Origin of the sequence: Serratia plymuthica NBRC 102599 (assembly GCF_001590925.1) — a bacterium.
Classification (GTDB): domain Bacteria; phylum Pseudomonadota; class Gammaproteobacteria; order Enterobacterales; family Enterobacteriaceae; genus Serratia; species Serratia plymuthica.
The window spans coordinates 28,432-46,829 of record NZ_BCTU01000028.1; the positions used below are offsets into that span (position 1 = coordinate 28,432).

Below are 18,398 nucleotides of genomic sequence, written 5' to 3' on the forward strand. Positions count from 1 at the left end.
TATATCGCTGTGGTAGTGCAAAAAAGCGCTGACTAAAAGGTGTATGAGAAGCGTGCCAGTAGCTGGATCGGATCATCGGGCATCGGGTGCCCGGAGAGGATCCAGCCACGGCTGGCTTCTATGTCGAGAATTGCCCGCTGGTAACGCAGAGTGGCACCGGTACTCAGACCGGCGCTGCTTTGCCAGCCTGATGGCCGGTTGTCGCGCGGCAGGACCCGGCCGACGTCGGCGCCGACGCGCGGGGTGAGGGTGCTCTGGCCCAGGTTGAAGCTGCGCGACAGGGTATTTTGCAGATACCAACCGTTGTCGCCGGACAGCGTGCTGCGGCTGAACCCGCGGATCGCACTGCGGTCGGTCAGGCTGAGCCATTCCACGCCAGGCAGGCTGTCGCGGCTGTATTGCCCATACAGCAGGTTGCTGAGCTGATAAGTTGAACCGGCAAGCTGCACACGTTGGCTGAGGTTGGCAAACAGTTTGCCCTTGGTGAATTGAGCGTCGGGTAGCCCGGCAGCGGCGTGGCGATCCGCGCCAAACCAGGGTAATCCCTGCTCCACGCTGAGGTTGGCGCTGATCAGGCCGGTGGGCAGGATCTGCAGGTGGTTGATCCCCAGTTCAAACAGGCTGAGCGTTGGGCTATTGAGGCCGATGCGCACGGTGTCGAAATAGTTATCGATGCGTTTATGGGTGAGCTGGCCGTTGAAGGTGTTGATCTGATCGCGATCGCGGTAAAACACATAGTCGCCGCGCAGGCCGTATTGCTGAGTCTGGCCGTGCAGCTTATAGCGGTTGAACGTCAGCTGTTGATGGTTCACGTATTCCGAATAGCTGGCGAATCCGCTGAAGGTGAAAGCGCCATAGGGCAGAGAATAGAGCAGGGTGTAGGCGCGGTTATAGCGCTGCGCCGGGTTTGTCAGCGTGCTGGTGGCGTTCAGGCTGATGAAATCCGACAGGCCGAATGGGCTGTCTAACGTGGCGGTCGTGCGCGCCAGCCACTGACCGGTCGTTTTTTGGCCATAATTGTCCGCCGTGGCGGTCAGTTGCCAGGGCTTGGCGTGCTGGTTATTCAGGCGAATAATAGAACCGCCCGTTTGGGTGCCGGGCAATATATCCAGCCGGGTTTTGTTTGATTGCAAACGATTGGCCTGATCCAATCCCTGATCGAGCTGAGTTAATTTCAAGGGCTTGCCTTCGAGCCCGGGGAATAATAATTGGCTATTCACCCAGCGGTCGCCGCCCTCTATTTTTTCGATAAACCCTTCGGTGACCCGCAGCCCTAATTCGCCTTCGGCATTAGGGCGAATAAATTGCACGCGCGCGGTGATGTAGCCTTTATCAACGTATAAGCGGGTTAATTCACGCGTCAGTCGGTTAATGTCATTGCTGCTGATACAGCGTTGCGGCAGTGCGCTTAGCGCCGCCAAATCCTTCGCAGACAGCAGGGTGATCCCCTGTAAATACACGCCGGCGATCGGCAGGCACTGCGCAGAATGCGGTAGCGTCGGGGCTGCAGGCGCTGGTTCCGCCAACAATTGTTGCTGCTTGAGCTGCTGATAACGGCGCTGTTCTATCTGCTGATTCACTTCACGCGTACTGTCTTGCAGGGCGCGACGTGATTCGCTCATCGGTGAAAAATCACCCATTTCGGGCAGGGTAGCGGCGGGGAGTGCGGTGCTGAACAGCAGCGCCAGGGCGGCAGTTTTTTTAATCATTGTAATCCATTATGAGAAGCCGCCGGGGGCAGCCTGCTCAATCCATGAGGTCAATAACGGACGGCCGGCGGCCGGCCCGAAACAGCGAGCGACAATCACATTGCGGGGTTCTTTTATTGCTCAGGGCAAATAAGAAGGTGGGTTTTTATTCTTTCCAATAATAATTAGGCTGCTTGTTTTTATTTTTCAATGCATGCCCGTTAATTACCCCAAAGGAGGTAATAAGACCCACTTATTGGGTTTTTTCTTTTTCGCTCTTACTCCCGGTTATCGGCAGGATTAAGAAGAATCTGAATTTTATTTTGTCGGGGGATAATAAGGGATGGGGATAATTATGACAATCCAACCGGGAGGAAATACGAAATTTCGCAGAAGTGGAGCGGGGCGCAAATGGCTGCGCCCCGGCGTGAGATTATTTTTTCTTGATTGGCCGCCCGGGCCAGTAACCTGCCAGCAGAGAGCCGGAGAGATTATGCCACACGGAGAACAGGGCACCCGGCAGCGCGGCCAGCGGTGAGAAGTAAATCTTGCCCAGCGTCGCCGCCAGCCCGGAGTTCTGCATGCCGACTTCAATGGCCAGCGTGCGACAGGTGGATTCGTCGAAGCCGAACAGCTTGCCGCCCCAGTAGCCGCTCAGTAGCCCGATGCCGTTATGCAGGATCACCGCGATGATCACCACCAGCCCGACGGAGGCGATGTGGCTCTGGCTGCCTGCGACCACCGCGCTGATGATCGCCAGGATGCAGACCATCGACAGCGCCGGCAGGAACGGCTCAATGCGTTTGACGGTTTTGGTAAAGGTGTGATGCACGATCAGGCCGAGGCCAATCGGGATCACGACGATCTGCAGGATGCTCAGCAGCATACCCATGACATCGACGCTGATTTCGGTATCGACATACAGGCGGGTCAGCAACGGCGTGGCGAATACGCCCACCAGCGTGGAGACCGCCGAAATGGTCACCGACAGCGCAACGTCTCCTTTTGCCAGATAGATCATCACGTTGGAAGCGGTACCGCTGGCGACGCTGCCGACCAGCACCATACCGGCGGAAAGATCCGGTGGCATATGGAACAGCATCGCCAGCAACCAGGCCGCCAGCGGCATGATCAGGTAATGCAGAAAGATGCCGGCGGCCACCGGCGCGGGGCGCGACAGCACGCGCTTGAAGTCATCCAGCCGCAGCGTGACGCCCATGGCGAACATGATCAGCATCAGCAGCGGGCTGACGTACGGGCCAATACCGGTGAAGGTGGTGGGCGTAGCGTAGGCGGCGACGGCGAGCAGCACCGCCCACAGGGGGAATAATCGGGTTAGTAATGCCAGCATGAATGTGGTTTTCCTTAGCCAAAAGGGAACTGTGGGGTGGAGTTGTGTTTTTTGCGGGTTCAGCGTGCAGGACCCCTACGAATGATTAACGGCCTTTTTTAGAAGTAGGGGCGCAGCCTGCTGCGCCCGCAATGGGATGAGATCCGGTTATTCGAACAGATTGTGGTGCAGAGTACGTACTACCTGTTCGGCGTCATCGCCCGGTACCAGGAAGCACAGGTTGTAGCTGCTGGCACCGTAGCAGATCATGCGGATATTGAACGGGTCAAGCACGCCGAACACCTCTTTGCCCACGCCGCAGGCCTGGGAAAGCTTGTTGCCGATTATCGCCACCAGCGCCAGGTTCTCCTCCACTTCTACCCGACACAGCGACGACAACTCGGTCAGTAGCGAGGTGGTCAGCAGGCTGCCGCCGGTGGAGGTGGAGCCGGTGGTGTCCATGGTCAGTGCCACGCTGACTTCGGAGGTGGTGATCAAATCCACCGAAATATTGTGGCGCGCCAGAATGCTGAACACTTCGGCCAGAAAACCGCGTGCGTGCAGCATATTGAGGCTGTGCAGCGTTAGCAGGGTTTGTTTGCGGCGCAACGCCAATGCACGGAACAGCGGCGGGTTTTTGGTGGTATTGCACACCAGGGTGCCGCCGGCGGACGGATCTTTGCTGGAACCGACAAACACCGGAATATCGCTGCGTACTGCCGGCAGCAGGGTCGCCGGGTGCAGCACTTTCGCGCCGAAGGTGGCCATTTCAGCCGCTTCTTCAAAGGTGATTCTGTCGATGCGCTTCGCCGTAGGGACAACGCGCGGGTCGGTGGTGTAGATGCCCGGCACGTCGGTCCAGATATCTACCCGGCTGACGTTCAGCGCTTCGCCCAACAGGGCGGCCGTGTAATCGCTGCCGCCGCGGCCCAGCGTGGTGGTGCGGCCCTTCGGCTCACTGCCGATAAAGCCTTGAGTGACCACCAGCGCTTCTTGCAGGCGCGGCTTGAGCAGGGTTTGGGTGAGTTCGTGCAATGCGGCGCTGTCTGGCGTGGCGCGGCCGAAATGATCGTCGGTGTGCATCACTTTGCGCACGTCAAACCACTCAGCCTGCACGTTGCGGCTCCGCAGGATCTCAACGAAAAGCAGGGTGGACATCAGTTCGCCGTGGCTGACCAGCTCGTCGGTCAGCGCCGTAGAGGTCGCCAGCGCTGCCGCTTCGGACAGCATGGCGATGTTTTCCAGCATGCGGTCGATTTCGTCGCGGATCACCGCCGGCTTGTCGAGGCTGTCGAGAATGGCGTACTGGATGCGGCGGATTTCATCGAGCCGGGCGCTGCGTTTGTCGCCATCGCAGCCTTCAGCCAGCGCGACCAGCAGATTGGTGACGCCCGCCGAAGCGGACAAGACCACCAGGCGTACTTGCGGATTGGCGAGCACGACGTCGGCGCTGCGGTTCATGGCTTCATAGTCGGCAACGCTGGTGCCACCGAATTTAGCCACAACGGTAGAATTTTGGGGTGCTGCTTGGTTCATGTAAAACCTCGTGTCAGGGTTGCCCTATTTTGAGAGCACTTTTTTCCATAGCCTTGGCACAAGGGGAGAGCGATAAACAGGGGGCAGACGTAGAGGTTGAAACTACGATACACCCAGAAGCGCCCCACCTTGCTGATTGCCCCCGCGGGGCAAACTTTGGTGACAACCCAGGGGATTCAGCCCCTGTAGCCGATACGATGAATGCCGTACATCACCCTACCTCGGCGTCGCTCCCCCTCAAGTGCCGTCATGGGAAAACGGCTCCTCTGACACTCTACCTGGGCGACGCGCCTCTTCTGGCTTGCGCACCGGGTGCGCAAGTAGGCTGATAGGAATAGCCGGTTATTGCGCTTGTGTCAACGGTCAGACGTTGAGGTATTTTCAATTTGCACTAACGCTATCAGCGTGCAGGGCATGGCGGGAACGAAACCGGTGCCTATCGGTTGCAGCTTGCCGTCCTCGCGTTGGCACAACAGCGGAATAACGCCCTGATGTTTTTCCAGATACTCCAGCCAGCCAAAGTTTTCGTTCAGCTTGGTGGCTTTGATGGTGGCGCCTTTGGCGATCAGGCTGCTTAACCGGCCGTAGGTAGCCTCTTGATTGAACAGGATTTCGTGCCGGCGGAAGCGCGAGCTTTCCGCGCTGTTGCCGCGCCCTTTCAGCGGTGCGCCGGAGCGGATGGCGAAGACCTGTTCGTCACCAAAGAGATGGCCGAAGTGGTACACCGCCAACGCATTCTGATGGCGGTTGGGCGAGAGCGCCAACACTTGCGCGGTATCGCTCAGATCGAGATAGTTCTCGGCATGTTCGGAGTAAGCATGCCCATAATAGGCGGGAATACCCTCCATACGCGCCTGGCGGTAATATTCCCAGCTGCTGTCGGTGACGAGCACCGGGATATTCATTTTGATCAACGCCTGCGCCAGCATACGCGCCACGCTGTTGGCACCGACGATCAGCACGCCACGCGGTTTTTGCTGCTGTACTCGCAGCCAGCGGGCCATCATGCCGCTGGTCAGGCTTTGCAACACCACGGTGCCGATGATGACGGCGAACACCACGGTCACCAACCGATCGGCGCCCTGATAACCGCTGCGTTGCAATGTCAGAGCGAACAACGAGCTGACCGCTGCGGCGACGATGCCGCGTGGGGCGATCCAGCACAGCAGCAGGCGATCGCGCCAATGCAGGGAAGAACGCCAGGTCGACACCGCAATGCACAGCGGCCGGGCGATAAACTGTACCGCCAGCAGCAGGCCCAACAGCGGCCAGCCCATATTCCACAACGCATGAATATCCAGCCGCGCCGCCAGAATGATAAACAGCGCAGAAATCAGGATAGCCGACAGCTCTTCCTTGAATGCCAGAATGTCGCTGGTATCCACATCGCGCATATTGGCCAGCCAAATGCCCATCACCGTCACGGTCAACAGGCCTGATTCGTCGGCAATGGCGTTGGACACGCCAAAGGCGGTCAACATGATCGCCAGTACCGCCAGGTTTTGCAGGTAGCGCGGCAGCCAGACGCGGCGCAGCGCCAGCCCCAGCAGATAACCGAACAGCGCGCCGATCGCCAGGCCGACGGCGACGGTGATGCCCAGCGTCCAGAACAGGTGGGTATAGGACTCCGAATGCTGCTTCAGCACGATAAATTCAAATACCAACAGGGTGAAGATAGCGCCAACCGGGTCGATCACTATCCCTTCCCAGCGCAGCACCTGGTTGATATTGGCATTGGGCCGCACCACGCGCATCAGCGGGGCTATCACCGTAGGCCCGGTCACCACCGTCACCGCGCCGATCAGAGCTGCCAGCTCGGGCGGAAAGTCCAGTAGCCACCAGCAGGCGACGCCGATCACCAGGAAGGTCATCAGCATGCCGATGGTCACCAGGTTACGCACCACGCCGCCGAGGCCGCGTATCTCCTCTATCCGCAGCGTCAGCGCACCTTCAAATAAAATGATCGCCACCGACAGCGACACCAGCGGGAACAGCAGATCGCCGAACAGCGCGTCCGGCTGGACCAGATGCACCGCCGGCCCCAGCACGATGCCAAACAGCAGCAGCGGCAGAATGGCAGGTAAGCGCAGCAGCCAGGCCAGCCATTGCGCCAGCAGTGAACTTAACCCGATGATCACCAACATCAGTGGGGCAGATAATTCCATGGCGGAGGTCCTTCTCTAATTGGCTATCAGCAACAATGGCACATTTCAGTGACAGTTCGGCAACCCCGATAACAGGCTGTTATCCAAAAGTATAGGGGAATGGCTGAAACGATGCAGGAGACGTTTGACAGTTAGCGCCTATCGCAAGAAAAGAGATCATAATCACAGGCGAACAGGCTACAATCGGACAATCACGTCACATTTATTCTCAAGCCTAAGAGTGTTGCTATGAAAAATATCAATCCTAGTCAAACCGCTGCTTGGCAAGCCCTGCAGCAACATTTTGAACAGATGAAAGACGTCCGGATCAGCGATCTGTTCGCTCAGGACAAAGAGCGTTTCTCCCGCTTCTCGGCCACCTTCAACGATCAGATGCTGGTGGACTACTCTAAAAACCGCATTACCGCAGAAACGCTGGAGAAGCTGCAGGCACTGGCGAAAGAGACCGATCTGCAAAGCGCGATCAAATCGATGTTTGCCGGCGAGAAAATCAACCGTACCGAAGACCGTGCGGTGTTGCATGTTGCCCTGCGCAACCGCAGCAACAGCCCGATTATCGTTGACGGCAAAGACGTGATGCCGGAAGTGAACGCGGTGCTGGCCAAGATGAAACAGTTCTGCGACCGCGTGATTGGCGGCGACTGGAAAGGCTACACCGGCAAAGCGATTACCGACGTGGTGAATATCGGTATCGGCGGTTCGGATCTCGGCCCTTATATGGCGACCGAAGCGCTGCGTCCTTACAAAAATCACCTGAATATGCATTTTGTCTCCAACGTTGACGGCACCCATATCGCCGAAACGCTCAAACCGCTGAACCCGGAAACCACACTGTTCCTGGTGGCGTCCAAAACCTTCACCACTCAGGAAACCATGACCAACGCCCACAGCGCGCGCGACTGGTTCCTGAACACCGCCGGCGATCAAAAGCACGTGGCGAAACACTTTGCGGCGCTGTCCACCAACGGCAAGGCGGTAGGTGAGTTTGGTATTGATACAGCCAATATGTTCGAGTTCTGGGACTGGGTCGGCGGTCGTTACTCGCTGTGGTCGGCGATTGGTCTGTCTATCGCGCTGTCGCTGGGCTATGAGAATTTCGAACAGCTGCTGAGCGGCGCGCACGAGATGGACAAACACTTCGCGCAAACGCCGGCGGAGCAAAATCTGCCGGTACTGCTGGCGCTGATCGGCATCTGGTACAACAATTTCTTCGGCGCAGAGACTGAAGCGATTTTGCCGTACGACCAGTACATGCACCGTTTTGCCGCTTACTTCCAGCAAGGCAATATGGAATCGAACGGTAAATACGTAGACCGTAACGGCAATCCGGTGGATTACCAGACGGGCCCAATCATCTGGGGCGAGCCAGGCACCAATGGCCAGCACGCGTTCTACCAGCTGATTCACCAGGGCACCAAGCTGATTCCTTGCGACTTTATCGCGCCGGCCATCAGCCACAACCCGCTGAGCGACCACCACGCTAAATTGCTGTCGAACTTCTTCGCGCAGACTGAGGCGCTGGCGTTCGGCAAGTCGTTGGAAGTGGTGGAAGAAGAGTTCGCCGCTCAGGGCAAGACTGCGGAAGAAGTCAAACACGTGGCGCCGTTCAAGGTGTTTGAAGGCAACCGTCCGACCAACTCCATCCTGCTGCGTGAGATCACGCCGTTCAGCCTGGGTAGCCTGATTGCGCTGTATGAACACAAAATTTTCACCCAGGGCGCGATCCTGAACATCTTCACTTTCGACCAGTGGGGCGTGGAGCTGGGCAAACAGCTGGCTAACCGTATCCTGCCGGAGCTGGCGGGTAACGAGAAAGTCAGCAGCCACGACAGCTCAACCAACGCGCTGATCAACCGCTTTAAAGAATGGCGTTAATAGCTGTATCCGATTGATGCCAATAAAAAACCCGCCACGGCGGGTTTTTTTACATCTGGATGATTACAGATTGATAGGCACTTCGAAACTGATGCCTGCGCCCACGTCATCGGCGGTGCTGGCATTGTTATCGGTATACCACAGGCTGGTATCAAACTTGACCTGGGAATCCAGGGTGTAACCCCAGCCGAGCTGAATGCCTTTCAGCGTGTCGGATTTCGGGAACGCCTGGTTTACGGTCTGGTTGTTCGGATTCACTTTGGCATACACCAAACGGGTGCTCCAGCGTTGGCTGTCATCCAGCACCAGCTCTACACGGCCGGACAGCATTTGGCCATCGCCGCCCATCGCATGGCCCAGCGGGTAACCCTGCTGGTAGTAGCCGCCTTTGTAAATATAGTGGCGGTACATTACGTTGTCTGCGTTGCCATTAGAGCGAGTGTCTGTCCCTTCAATATGCCAGTTGATGGTGGTTGGGCCCCACTCTGGATGGCCTTCCAACCCTAACAAGTAAGCATTGTGGGATGGCAACATGCCTGCTTCATCTTCACCGGTGATTTGGCCGTAGAAACTGGCTGGAATACCGATCAGCGGCTGCAGTTTCAGCTTGAAGTCGAACCCGCCCAACTGGTTACCCGGATCGTTTTTAGCATCGCCGGTGTTGTCGTTACCGGTTACACCATCCCAGAATGAGCTCCAGGAATGCGGACGGCCATCGCCACCCCACATCATGATGCGTGAGGCGCCCAACTCCAGGAAGTCGGTTGGCATCATGGTAAAACGACCGCCAATCAGCTTGGTATCGGGTACGGAAGAGTATTGCGACAGCTGGCCTGCGGTCAGCTGGTACTGCCAGCGGCCAATCCACGACAGCCAAGGCGTTTCAAACGGAGACTGGTCGGCGCGTTGCAGCATAAAGCCGGCCACCGGGCGAGCGGCGTCGGAACGAATCAGGCTGCCGTCGTAACCCGGGCCCCACCATTGGGAGACTTCACCGAAGGACAGCCATTGGTTCCAGATTTTTACTGCACCGTAGGAGCCATTCAGGTTGAATTTTGAACCGTCGCTGACGCGTTGATCGCCCTCGACAGAACCCTGGACGCGCACGTCCCAGAACTCGCCGTTGGCACCTGCGCCGATAGTCAGGCGGTCATCAGCATATTCATTCTGGCCGAAGCCCTGTGGGGTGCCGGGTTTGTCGGTAGAGGCGTAGCCGCTGACGCGAATATTGGCTTTCAGGGAATCGACACGGCGCTGAACACGGTCAATGACGCTTTTCTCGGTGCTGGTTACCGGCTTGGCTTGTGAAATAACCGAGCTGATTTCTTCCTGGCTCAGCGGCCAGGTGGACAAGCTGACGTTAATCACGCCGCGATCGGACAACCAGGCAAGATCGTTACGCAGATCGTTATCAGGAGTGACCAGGCCGGCGGCGTGGCCGGTTAATGCACAGGTAAACAGGCCCGCCGCGACCAGTCCGTTAAGTTTAGCGCGCATAAAGAATTCCCTTGTTAATTCGAGGTTATTAGTTTTATGTAAAGATCTATGTCCCATCATAGTTGACATTTCAATTTGCTACAAATATATCAACCAGAAATATCCTAATGTAACTAATTGAATTAAATTGGGTTTAAAGTGATTTCATCAGGAGCAATAAATTTTAAGATAATGCCTATGTTAGGATGCGCGGATAATTTTAGCGGTATTTAAGGGGGGTTCTTATGGCGAAAACATCGCGTTCGATAATGGTTGCGAAGGGGTTGCAGCGGGTACTGAACGTCGGGCTGCTGCTGCTGGCGGCGATCCTGATCGTTTTTTTGGTGAAAGAAACTATTCACTTGGCGAAAGTATTGTTTGTAAACAGTGAGGAATCATCGTCCTACTTGTTGATCGAAGGCATCGTGATTTACTTCCTGTATTTTGAGTTTATCGCCTTGATCGTCAAGTATTTTGAATCGGGATATCATTTTCCGCTGCGTTATTTCATCTATATCGGCATTACCGCGATTATTCGTTTGATCATAGTGGATCATAAAAATCCATTTGATACCTTGATTTATGCCGGAGCGATATTGCTGCTGGTAGTGACTCTCTATTTGGCCAATACCGACCGCTTGAAACGCGAATAACCGACATAAAAATGGCGGCCCACAGGGCCGCCGAAGACACAGGTATTGATCGGAAAGAACTGAAGTACATCAAGCGCATTGCAGTGGCAAAAACCTTAACCTTTCACCCCGCCGGCCGTCAGGCCACCCACCAACCAGCGCTGAGCCAGCAGGAATACGGCGGTAATTGGAATGGCCGACAACACCGCCGCAGCGGCAAAGTCACCCCATAAATAGTTTTGCGGGTTCAGATATTGCTGCATCCCTACCGCCAGCGTGTAGCTGTTGACGTCGCGCAGCAGCAAAGACGCTACCGGCACCTCGGTAATCGCGGCGATAAACGACAGAATAAACACCACCGCCAAAATCGGCACCGACAGCGGCAGCAGCACCAGGCGGAAGGCCTGCCACGGGCTGGCGCCATCCAGCGCCGCCGCTTCCTCCAGCGAGTTGTCGATGGTCTCGAAGTAGCCCTTGATGGTCCAGACGTGCAGCGCAATGCCGCCCATATAGGCGAAGATCACCCCGCCGTGGGTGTTCAGGCCGATAAACGGAATGTACTGGCCCAGGCGATCGAACAACGCATACAGCGCCACCAGCGACAGTACCGCCGGGAACATCTGGAAAATCAGCATGCTTTTCAATAATGTACTTTTACCGCGAAAGCGCATGCGGGCAAAGGCATAGGCGCAGGTGGTGGACAGCGTGACGATGCCGATAGCGGTGATCACCGCGATCTTAATCGAGTTCCACAACCACAGCAGCACCGGGAACGGTGGCGGGGTGACGCTGCCATCGGCGTGCGTCACGCTCATGCCGAGCGCCAAACGCCAGTGATCCCACGAAATCTGCTCCGGTATCAGGCTGCCGGTAGCAAAGTTGCCGGAGCGCAGTGAAATCGTCACCACCATCAGCAGCGGGAACATGATCAGGGCAATAAAGCACAGCATCAGGGTGTGAGTCATCCACAGGCGCAGGCGCTGGGATTTGGGTTGGACCATAGCCATTATTTTTCTCCCTAGTCGAAGTTCATCTTGCTGGCTTTAAGGTTCAGGATCGCCAGGGCGCCTACCAGCAGGAAGATCAGCGTGGCAATCGCGGCCGCCAGACCAAAGTCCTGCCCACCGCCGCCTTCAAAGGCGATGCGGTAGGTGTAGCTGACCAGCAGGTCGGTATAACCGGCCGGCGTGGTGGTGCCGATCATGTCCGGCCCGCCGTTGGTCAACAGCTGAATCAAGACGAAGTTGTTAAAGTTAAAGGCGAAACTGGCAATCATCAGCGGCGTCAGCGGCTTGATCAACAGCGGGAGAGTGATGCGGAAAAAGTTCTGCATCGGGGTGGCGCCGTCCATTGCCGAGGCTTCGTACAGATCGTCGGGGATCGCTTTCAACAGCCCCATGCACAGAATCATCATGTACGGATAACCCAGCCAGGTGTTGACGATCAGAATCATGCTTTTGGCGGTAATAGGATCGCTGAACCAGGCCGGCTTGATGCCGAACAGGTGGCTGAGCATCATGTTGATTTCACCGAAGCTTTGGTTAAACAACCCCTTGAAAATCAGAATCGAAATAAACGACGGCACCGCGTAGGGCAGTATCAGCATGACGCGGTACACCGCTTTGCCTTTCAGCGCTTCCCACTGCACCACGCAGGCCAGCACCATGCCCACGGCCACGGTGAGGATCACGGTCATCACCGAGAACACGATGGTCCAGATAAAGATCGACACAAAGGGTTTTTTGATGCCTTCATCCTGCAAAACGCGCAGGAAGTTTTTCCAGCCGATGGTGACGGTATATCCCGGGCTAAGGGTTTCTTTGGCCCAGTTGCCGTCGGCAGTCAGTGCCTGATAGAAACCAATGTCCGGGTTCGGCCGGTATTGAATATGGGTCTGTTGGTCGGTCAGCACCTTGCTGTCTTTATCCAGCAGGTACAGCGGAGAGGTGCCGGAAAATTGGCGCAGTGAACTCATGCGCAGCTCGCCGCCTTCCGGTAACTGCGCTACCAGTTGGCTCAGTGCCTGGCGGTTTTGAGTAATCACCCGCAACGTGGCGCGTTCACCTGCCGGTTCGGCGTTTTCCGCCGTCAGTTTCAGCGTTTGCGGCGCGTTGGCGTCAAAGCTGAACGGCCCGGAGATCAGCTGTTGGCCGCTGTCAGGGTGGGTTAACTGCAGGCGCCATTGTTGGTTTTCCACCGGGTACAGGCCGAAGGTAAAGGTCTTGCCGGTCTGGAACTGACGTTGCATCAGCACCGACTGGGCGCGCTCAAAGGTGAGCTGGTTGGTGCTGCTGTAGTTGGTAAAAGCGATGGCGATGGTGCAAATCAGCGGAAACAGGACAAACAGCCCCATGCCGGCGATGCCCGGATAGACGTAACGCCAGGCGTAAGCGCGGCGGTTGGCGAAGACGTAAAGCCCGGCGCTGACCAGAATCAGCGTCAGAATGGCAAACAGGTATTCACCCTGTGCATACATCAACACAATCAGGTAGCAGGTAACCAGACTGAACAGGCCGATCACCAGCCATTTCAGTACGTCACTCTGCCACCACTTCGACTTCTTGCGCGCAGGCGACCCGGCGTGAGCTAATTGCATAGGGCGTTCCTTTCTGTGGAGCAACAGCGAGGCGCTTTACCGCGCCCCGCACAGCGTCGTTTGTTACTTGGTAATACGGGTTTGCACGTCGTCCAGCGCGGCTTTCACCGTCTGGCGGCCGCTGACGGCGTTGATCACCGCACTGCGTTCGGCGTACCAGAAGGCGCTCATCTGCGGGATATTCGGCATGATTTCGCCGGTCTGCGAGTTTGCCATGGTGGCGGCAATCTTCGGATCTTTCGCCAGTTGTTCCTGATATGACTTCAGCGCCACGGCGCCCAGCGGTTTGTCCTTGTTGACGTCCGCCAAGCCTTCGTTGGTCAGCAGGTAGTTTTCCAGGAATTCGGTCGCCAGCTCTTTGTTCGGGCTGGCGGCGTTGATCCCGGCGGTCAGCACGCCGACGAAGGGTTTGGACGCCTTGCCTTTGAAGGTCGGCAGCAGGGTCACGCCGTAATTGATTTTGCTTTGCTCGATGTTTGCCCACGCCCAAGGACCGTTAATGGTCATCGCGGTCTGGCCTTTGTTGAACGCCGCTTCGGCAATCGAGTAATCGGTATCGGCATTGATGTGTTTGTTTTTCACCAGATCGACGATGAACTGCAGGCCGGCCTGCGAACCGGCGTTGGCGACGCCGACGTCCTTGATGTTGTACTTGCCGTTCTCATACTTGAAGGCATAACCGCCGTCGGCGGCAATAATCGGCCAGGTGAAGTAGGGTTCTTGCAGGTTCCACATGATGGCGCTCTTGCCTTTGGCGCGCAGCTCTTTGTCCAGCGCCGGGATCTCTTCCCAGGTTTTGGGCGCGGCTTTGATCAGGTCTTTGTTATAAATCAGCGACAGCGCTTCTACCGCGATCGGGTAGCCAATCAGCTTGCCGTCATAACGCACCGCGTCCCAGGTGAATGGGAACAGCTTGTCCTGGAAGGCCTTGGAAGGGTGGATCTCGGCCAACAGGCCGGACTGCGCGTAGCCGCCAAAGCGGTCATGAGCCCAGAAGATGATATCCGGGCCGTCGCCGGTGGCGGCTACCTGCGGATATTTTTCTTCCAGCTTGTCCGGGTGCTCAATGGTGACTTTGATGCCGGTGTCTTTCTCAAACTTTTTGCCGACTTCGGCCAGGCCGTTATAGCCTTTATCGCCGTTGATCCAGATAACCAATTTCCCTTCCTCGATCTTGGCGAAGGCGGAAGAGGAAAGCACCAAGGTGGTCAGAGCGGAAAGCACCAGCGTACGGGCGGTGGTAAAGCTGCGAGTCATAATCCAATCCTTCTTTTTTGTGGGCACGTAAATCAAGGAGAGAGGTTTCGCAGTAATAGTGGGTCACAAAGCGACATATTCTCATCCTCCCCCCCTCTACGCCCCACGCCTGCGGAGTGTGATCCAGTTAACGTTGCGCCCTATTCTGTGGGGGAAGACACAAAATAGGGTGACGATTTTTGCCATACGGATCACAGATTTGCTTTTAGCGTTGAACTTCTCACCGCGACGGTCGTTCTCTCATCCTCCCATCTCCTCCCCCATGAAAAATCTTGTTACGGATGATTACCCCTTGTGGGGATTCCCGCACTATCGGCCACATTGATTTTTCGTCGTCATGTACAGCAGGGAACCGGATTTATGTCGCTAATGCCTACCGTCACTCAACCCACCTTGTACCGGATCCATCCGGTCAGTTTCCGTGATGGAAACGGGGACGGTGTGGGTGACGTACACGGCATGGTTTCGGCGCTGCCTTATCTGAATACGCTGTCGATCGATGGGCTGGTATTGCCGTATGAGCTGTCGGCGCAAGCCGCGGCTGCGGTCGCCGCTCAGGGGCTGGGGTTGTGGTACTGCGACGGGCAAAGCCCTGTCCGGCACTCTGTCGCCCGGCAGCAGTACGTCCGCAGCCCGTTGGCGCTGGAGGTCATGCCCTTCAGCATCGAGCGGTTGGTTGAGGTATTGCATGCTCGCCGCGCCACGCTGGCGGACAGCCTGTGGAGCACCGGCGATGCCGACCAGCCACGGGTGGTCAGCCATTGGGGGCAGGGGAATTTACGCTCCGCCGATGCGTTTTTGACGCTGCTGGCAATGTTGCCTGCGCCTGTCTGCTTGTATCAGGGCGAGGAACTTGGCCTGCCGCACGCCGCCGGCTTGCAGGATCCGCTTGGCGCGCAAACGCCGATGCCGTGGCACGAGGCGCCGGAACAGGTGACTGCCGGTGAGATCCATTGGTATCAGCAGGTGGCGATAGAGCACCGCGCACTGGCGATTAGTCGTCAACAGCATGACAGCCAATCCACTTTACGTTACTGCCAGTCGCTTTTGGCGCTGCGTCGCTTGCCGGTGATCCAGCGCGGTGAGCTGAGCGCAGTCAGCCAAAAGAACGGTGTGGTTCGTTTACTTATTACCCATCAGGATCAATGCCTTGAAGCGCTGATTAATCTGCAGCCTTATACTCAGGCGGCCGCGCCGTCTGAGGCGACCTTGCCACTGGCATGGCAGCACGGCGCGCAGCAAGAGGGTCATCAATGGGTTTTGGCGGGTTTTGCGTCCGCCATTTTTACACGAAATATTAACTGCGAAAGCAGGGGAGTAACGCATGGCTAGCGTCACACTGCGCAGCGTTTATAAGGCCTTCGGCGAAGCTGTGATTTCCAAAGACGTCAATCTGACCATCGATGACGGTGAGTTTGTGGTGTTTGTCGGGCCATCGGGCTGCGGCAAATCGACGCTGCTGCGCATGATCGCCGGGCTGGAGGACATTACCTCCGGTGACCTGCTGATCGGCGATAAACGCATGAATGAAGTGCCGCCGTCTGAGCGCGGCATCGGCATGGTGTTCCAGTCTTATGCCCTTTACCCGCATCTGTCCGTCGCCGACAACATGTCGTTCGGTCTGAAGCTGGCGGGCGCCAAGAAAGCGGAGATCAGCCAGCGGGTGAATCAGGTGTCGGAAGTGTTGCAACTGGCTCACTTGCTCGACAGGCGCCCCAAAGCGCTGTCCGGCGGGCAGCGTCAGCGGGTAGCGATCGGCCGTACGCTGGTGGCGGAACCCGACGTGTTCCTGCTCGACGAGCCGCTGTCGAACCTCGACGCCGCGCTGCGGGTGCAGATGCGCATCGAGATTTCCCGTCTGCACAAACGCCTGCAGCGCACCATGATTTACGTCACTCACGATCAGGTGGAAGCGATGACGCTGGCCGACAAGATCGTGGTGCTGGACGCCGGGCGAGTTGCCCAGGTCGGCAAGCCGCTGGAGCTGTATCACTATCCGGCCAACCGCTTTGTCGCCGGTTTTATCGGCTCGCCAAAAATGAATTTCCTGCCGGTCAAAGTGACCGCCGCAGAGCCGCAACAGGTGCAGGTCGAACTGCCTAACCGCCAGCTGGTATGGCTGCCGGTGGAAGGTGCGCAGGTTCAGGCCGGCGCGAACATGTCTCTGGGCATTCGCCCGGAACATCTGCTGCCCAGCAATGCCTCTGAAGTTCAGCTTTCAGGGGACGTACAGGTGGTGGAGCAACTCGGTAACGAGACGCAAATCCACATCCAAATCCCGGCAATTCGTCAGAACCTGGTTTACCGCCAGAACGACGTGGTGCTGGTAGAAGAAGGTGCAACATTCGCTATAGGCCTGCCGCCTCACCGCTGCCATCTGTTCCGTGAAGACGGTACGGCATGTAAACGGCTGCACCAGGAGCCGGGCGTTTAAAGCATCACAGTCTGTATAACAGGAGAATAATGATGACTACTCTGCGCAAACTTCCTCTGGCACTGGCAATCGCCGCAGGTGTGCTGACCACCCAGGCAATGGCCGTTGATTTTAAAGGCTATGCACGTTCCGGCATCGGCTGGACCGGCAGCGGCGGTGAACAACAATGTTTCAAGGCCACCGGCGCCGACAGCAAATACCGTCTCGGTAACGAATGTGAAACCTACGCTGAATTAAAGCTGGGTCAGGAAGTGTGGAAAGAAGGCGATAAAAGCTTCTACTTCGATACCAATCTGGCGTATTCCGTTTCACAACGTTCCGACTGGGAAGACGTGACGCCAGGCTTCCGTGAAGTAAACGTGCAGGGTAAGAACCTGATCGATTGGCTGCCGGGCGCCAACATGTGGGCAGGTAAGCGCTTCTATCAGCGTCATGACGTCCATATGATCGACTTCTACTACTGGGATATCTCCGGCCCGGGCGCGGGTCTGGAAAACATCGATCTGGGCTTCGGCAAGTTGTCTGCCGCCGTGACCCGTAACTCCGAATCCGGCGGCTCCTACGGCTACCTGGACAATGAGTGGAAAGAACGCCCAACCGTCAACGACACCTTCGACGTGCGCCTGGCCGGTCTGGAACTGAACCCGGGCGGTACGCTGGAGCTCGGCGTGGACTACGGTCGCGCCAACGCGCAGGATAATTTCCGCCTGGCCGACGGTGCCAGCAAAGACGGCTGGCTGTTAACTGCTGAGCATACCCAGAGCATCCTGAGCGGTTACAACAAGTTCGTGCTGCAGTACGCCACCGACTCTATGACCTCGCAAAACAACGGCCGCAGCCAGGGCGCGACCATTAATAACGACGGCAAGATGATCCGCGTGTTGGATCACGGCGCTATCGACTTCAACGATCAATGGGCGCTGATGTACGTCGGTATGTTCCAGGATATCGATCGCGACAACAACAACGGCACGACCTGGTACACCGTGGGCGTACGCCCGATGTACAAATGGACGCCAATCATGAGCACCTTGCTGGAAGCCGGTTACGACAACGTGAAATCCCAGCGCACCGGCGATCGCAACGGCCAATACAAAGTCACCCTGGCGCAGCAGTGGCAGGCGGGCAACAGCATTTGGTCACGTCCGGCTATCCGCGTATTCGCCACCTACGCCAAGTGGGATGAGAAATGGGGCTACGCCAACAGCGATTCCGGCGCCGCTTACACCTCGGGTACCGCTTATAACGACACCAGCGTACACACCTTCAGCCGCGGCAATGACGATGAAGTCACCTTCGGCGCCCAGATGGAAATCTGGTGGTAATGACAGGACGGGGAGGGCCTTGTGCTCTCCCCAACATGTATTCGCCGACGCCGGCTCTCTTGCCTGACCTGCATCGGCGCTGAT

General features: G+C 57.0%; 13 protein-coding genes and 1 riboswitch. Of the genes, 5 read left to right on the forward strand and 8 right to left on the reverse strand.

Features of this window, described 5'->3' with window-relative positions; all coding sequences use genetic code 11:
- Nucleotides 1-32 precede the first annotated feature (32 nt).
- From SPL01S_RS19100 to SPL01S_RS19115, 4 genes are all read right to left on the reverse strand, one after another.
- Complete coding sequence (locus SPL01S_RS19100; RefSeq protein ID WP_063202266.1) at nt 33-1,709, reverse strand: ShlB/FhaC/HecB family hemolysin secretion/activation protein; 1,677 nt, start codon at nt 1,707-1,709, stop codon at nt 33-35.
- Nucleotides 1,710-2,121: 412 nt separating this feature from the next.
- On the reverse strand, nt 2,122-3,039 hold the full coding sequence (gene panS, locus SPL01S_RS19105) for a ketopantoate/pantoate/pantothenate transporter PanS (protein ID WP_063202268.1): 918 nt from the start codon (nt 3,037-3,039) through the stop codon (nt 2,122-2,124).
- A gap of 147 nt (nt 3,040-3,186) precedes the next feature.
- Nucleotides 3,187-4,554: a lysine-sensitive aspartokinase 3 gene (gene lysC, locus SPL01S_RS19110; RefSeq protein WP_062868886.1), complete on the reverse strand. Its 1,368-nt coding sequence runs from the start codon at nt 4,552-4,554 to the stop codon at nt 3,187-3,189.
- A 109-nt stretch (nt 4,555-4,663) separates the two neighbouring features.
- Nucleotides 4,664-4,858, reverse strand: a riboswitch (Lysine riboswitch).
- A gap of 52 nt (nt 4,859-4,910) precedes the next feature.
- Entirely contained in the window at nt 4,911-6,719 is a 1,809-nt protein-coding gene (locus tag SPL01S_RS19115) for a cation:proton antiporter (RefSeq protein WP_063202269.1), read from the reverse strand.
- 228 nt (nt 6,720-6,947) lie between these two features.
- On the opposite strand from SPL01S_RS19115, the gene pgi reads away from it, so the two are divergent.
- On the forward strand, nt 6,948-8,594 hold the full coding sequence (pgi, locus tag SPL01S_RS19120) for a glucose-6-phosphate isomerase (RefSeq protein ID WP_037433725.1): 1,647 nt from the start codon (nt 6,948-6,950) through the stop codon (nt 8,592-8,594).
- Between the two features lie 63 nt (nt 8,595-8,657).
- On the opposite strand, the gene SPL01S_RS19125 is transcribed toward pgi, so the two are convergent.
- Nucleotides 8,658-10,091 carry a capsule assembly Wzi family protein gene (locus tag SPL01S_RS19125; RefSeq protein ID WP_063202272.1) on the reverse strand — a complete coding sequence of 478 codons (1,434 nt, stop codon included), beginning with the start codon at nt 10,089-10,091 and terminating at the stop codon, nt 8,658-8,660.
- A gap of 224 nt (nt 10,092-10,315) precedes the next feature.
- Here SPL01S_RS19125 and psiE point away from each other — a divergent pair, with 224 nt between their 5' ends.
- Nucleotides 10,316-10,723, forward strand: a complete 408-nt coding sequence (psiE, locus tag SPL01S_RS19130) for a phosphate-starvation-inducible protein PsiE (protein ID WP_062868883.1) — start codon at nt 10,316-10,318, stop codon at nt 10,721-10,723.
- 95 nt (nt 10,724-10,818) lie between these two features.
- Here the strand turns inward: psiE and malG are convergent, their stop codons facing one another.
- From malG to malE, 3 genes are all read right to left on the reverse strand, one after another.
- Nucleotides 10,819-11,709: a maltose ABC transporter permease MalG gene (gene malG / locus SPL01S_RS19135; protein ID WP_004948829.1), complete on the reverse strand. Its 891-nt coding sequence runs from the start codon at nt 11,707-11,709 to the stop codon at nt 10,819-10,821.
- Between the two features lie 11 nt (nt 11,710-11,720).
- Entirely contained in the window at nt 11,721-13,298 is a 1,578-nt protein-coding gene (gene malF / locus SPL01S_RS19140) for a maltose ABC transporter permease MalF (protein ID WP_063202274.1), read from the reverse strand.
- A gap of 63 nt (nt 13,299-13,361) precedes the next feature.
- Nucleotides 13,362-14,555: a maltose/maltodextrin ABC transporter substrate-binding protein MalE gene (malE, locus tag SPL01S_RS19145; protein ID WP_063202276.1), complete on the reverse strand. Its 1,194-nt coding sequence runs from the start codon at nt 14,553-14,555 to the stop codon at nt 13,362-13,364.
- A 360-nt stretch (nt 14,556-14,915) separates the two neighbouring features.
- Between malE and SPL01S_RS25795 the strand changes: the two genes are divergently transcribed.
- The 3 genes from SPL01S_RS25795 to SPL01S_RS19160 are packed head-to-tail and all read left to right on the forward strand — an operon-like array spanning nt 14,916 to nt 18,314.
- Nucleotides 14,916-15,887, forward strand: a complete 972-nt coding sequence (locus SPL01S_RS25795) for an alpha-amylase family glycosyl hydrolase (protein ID WP_063202278.1) — start codon at nt 14,916-14,918, stop codon at nt 15,885-15,887.
- On the forward strand, nt 15,880-16,989 hold the full coding sequence (malK, locus tag SPL01S_RS19155) for a maltose/maltodextrin ABC transporter ATP-binding protein MalK (protein ID WP_063202280.1): 1,110 nt from the start codon (nt 15,880-15,882) through the stop codon (nt 16,987-16,989). The genes SPL01S_RS25795 and malK overlap by 8 nt, the downstream gene beginning before the upstream one ends.
- A 29-nt stretch (nt 16,990-17,018) precedes the next feature.
- Nucleotides 17,019-18,314, forward strand: a complete 1,296-nt coding sequence (locus SPL01S_RS19160) for a maltoporin (protein WP_147424919.1) — start codon at nt 17,019-17,021, stop codon at nt 18,312-18,314.
- Nucleotides 18,315-18,398: the final 84 nt, after the last annotated feature.

Excerpts from the sequence above, each read along its gene's own strand:
- psiE (WP_062868883.1), top strand. The coding sequence starts at position 10,316 with ATGGCGAAAACATCGCGTTCGATAATGGTTGCGAAGGGGTTGCAGCGG.
- malF (WP_063202274.1), bottom strand. The coding sequence starts at position 13,298 with ATGCAATTAGCTCACGCCGGGTCGCCTGCGCGCAAGAAGTCGAAGTGG.
- malK (WP_063202280.1), top strand. The coding sequence starts at position 15,880 with ATGGCTAGCGTCACACTGCGCAGCGTTTATAAGGCCTTCGGCGAAGCT.
- lysC (WP_062868886.1), bottom strand. The coding sequence starts at position 4,554 with ATGAACCAAGCAGCACCCCAAAATTCTACCGTTGTGGCTAAATTCGGT.
- SPL01S_RS19115 (WP_063202269.1), bottom strand. The coding sequence starts at position 6,719 with ATGGAATTATCTGCCCCACTGATGTTGGTGATCATCGGGTTAAGTTCA.
- malG (WP_004948829.1), bottom strand. The coding sequence starts at position 11,709 with ATGGCTATGGTCCAACCCAAATCCCAGCGCCTGCGCCTGTGGATGACT.
- panS (WP_063202268.1), bottom strand. The coding sequence starts at position 3,039 with ATGCTGGCATTACTAACCCGATTATTCCCCCTGTGGGCGGTGCTGCTC.
- pgi (WP_037433725.1), top strand. The coding sequence starts at position 6,948 with ATGAAAAATATCAATCCTAGTCAAACCGCTGCTTGGCAAGCCCTGCAG.
- SPL01S_RS19100 (WP_063202266.1), bottom strand. The coding sequence starts at position 1,709 with ATGATTAAAAAAACTGCCGCCCTGGCGCTGCTGTTCAGCACCGCACTC.
- SPL01S_RS19160 (WP_147424919.1), top strand. The coding sequence starts at position 17,019 with ATGATGACTACTCTGCGCAAACTTCCTCTGGCACTGGCAATCGCCGCA.
- SPL01S_RS25795 (WP_063202278.1), top strand. The coding sequence starts at position 14,916 with ATGTCGCTAATGCCTACCGTCACTCAACCCACCTTGTACCGGATCCAT.
- malE (WP_063202276.1), bottom strand. The coding sequence starts at position 14,555 with ATGACTCGCAGCTTTACCACCGCCCGTACGCTGGTGCTTTCCGCTCTG.
- SPL01S_RS19125 (WP_063202272.1), bottom strand. The coding sequence starts at position 10,091 with ATGCGCGCTAAACTTAACGGACTGGTCGCGGCGGGCCTGTTTACCTGT.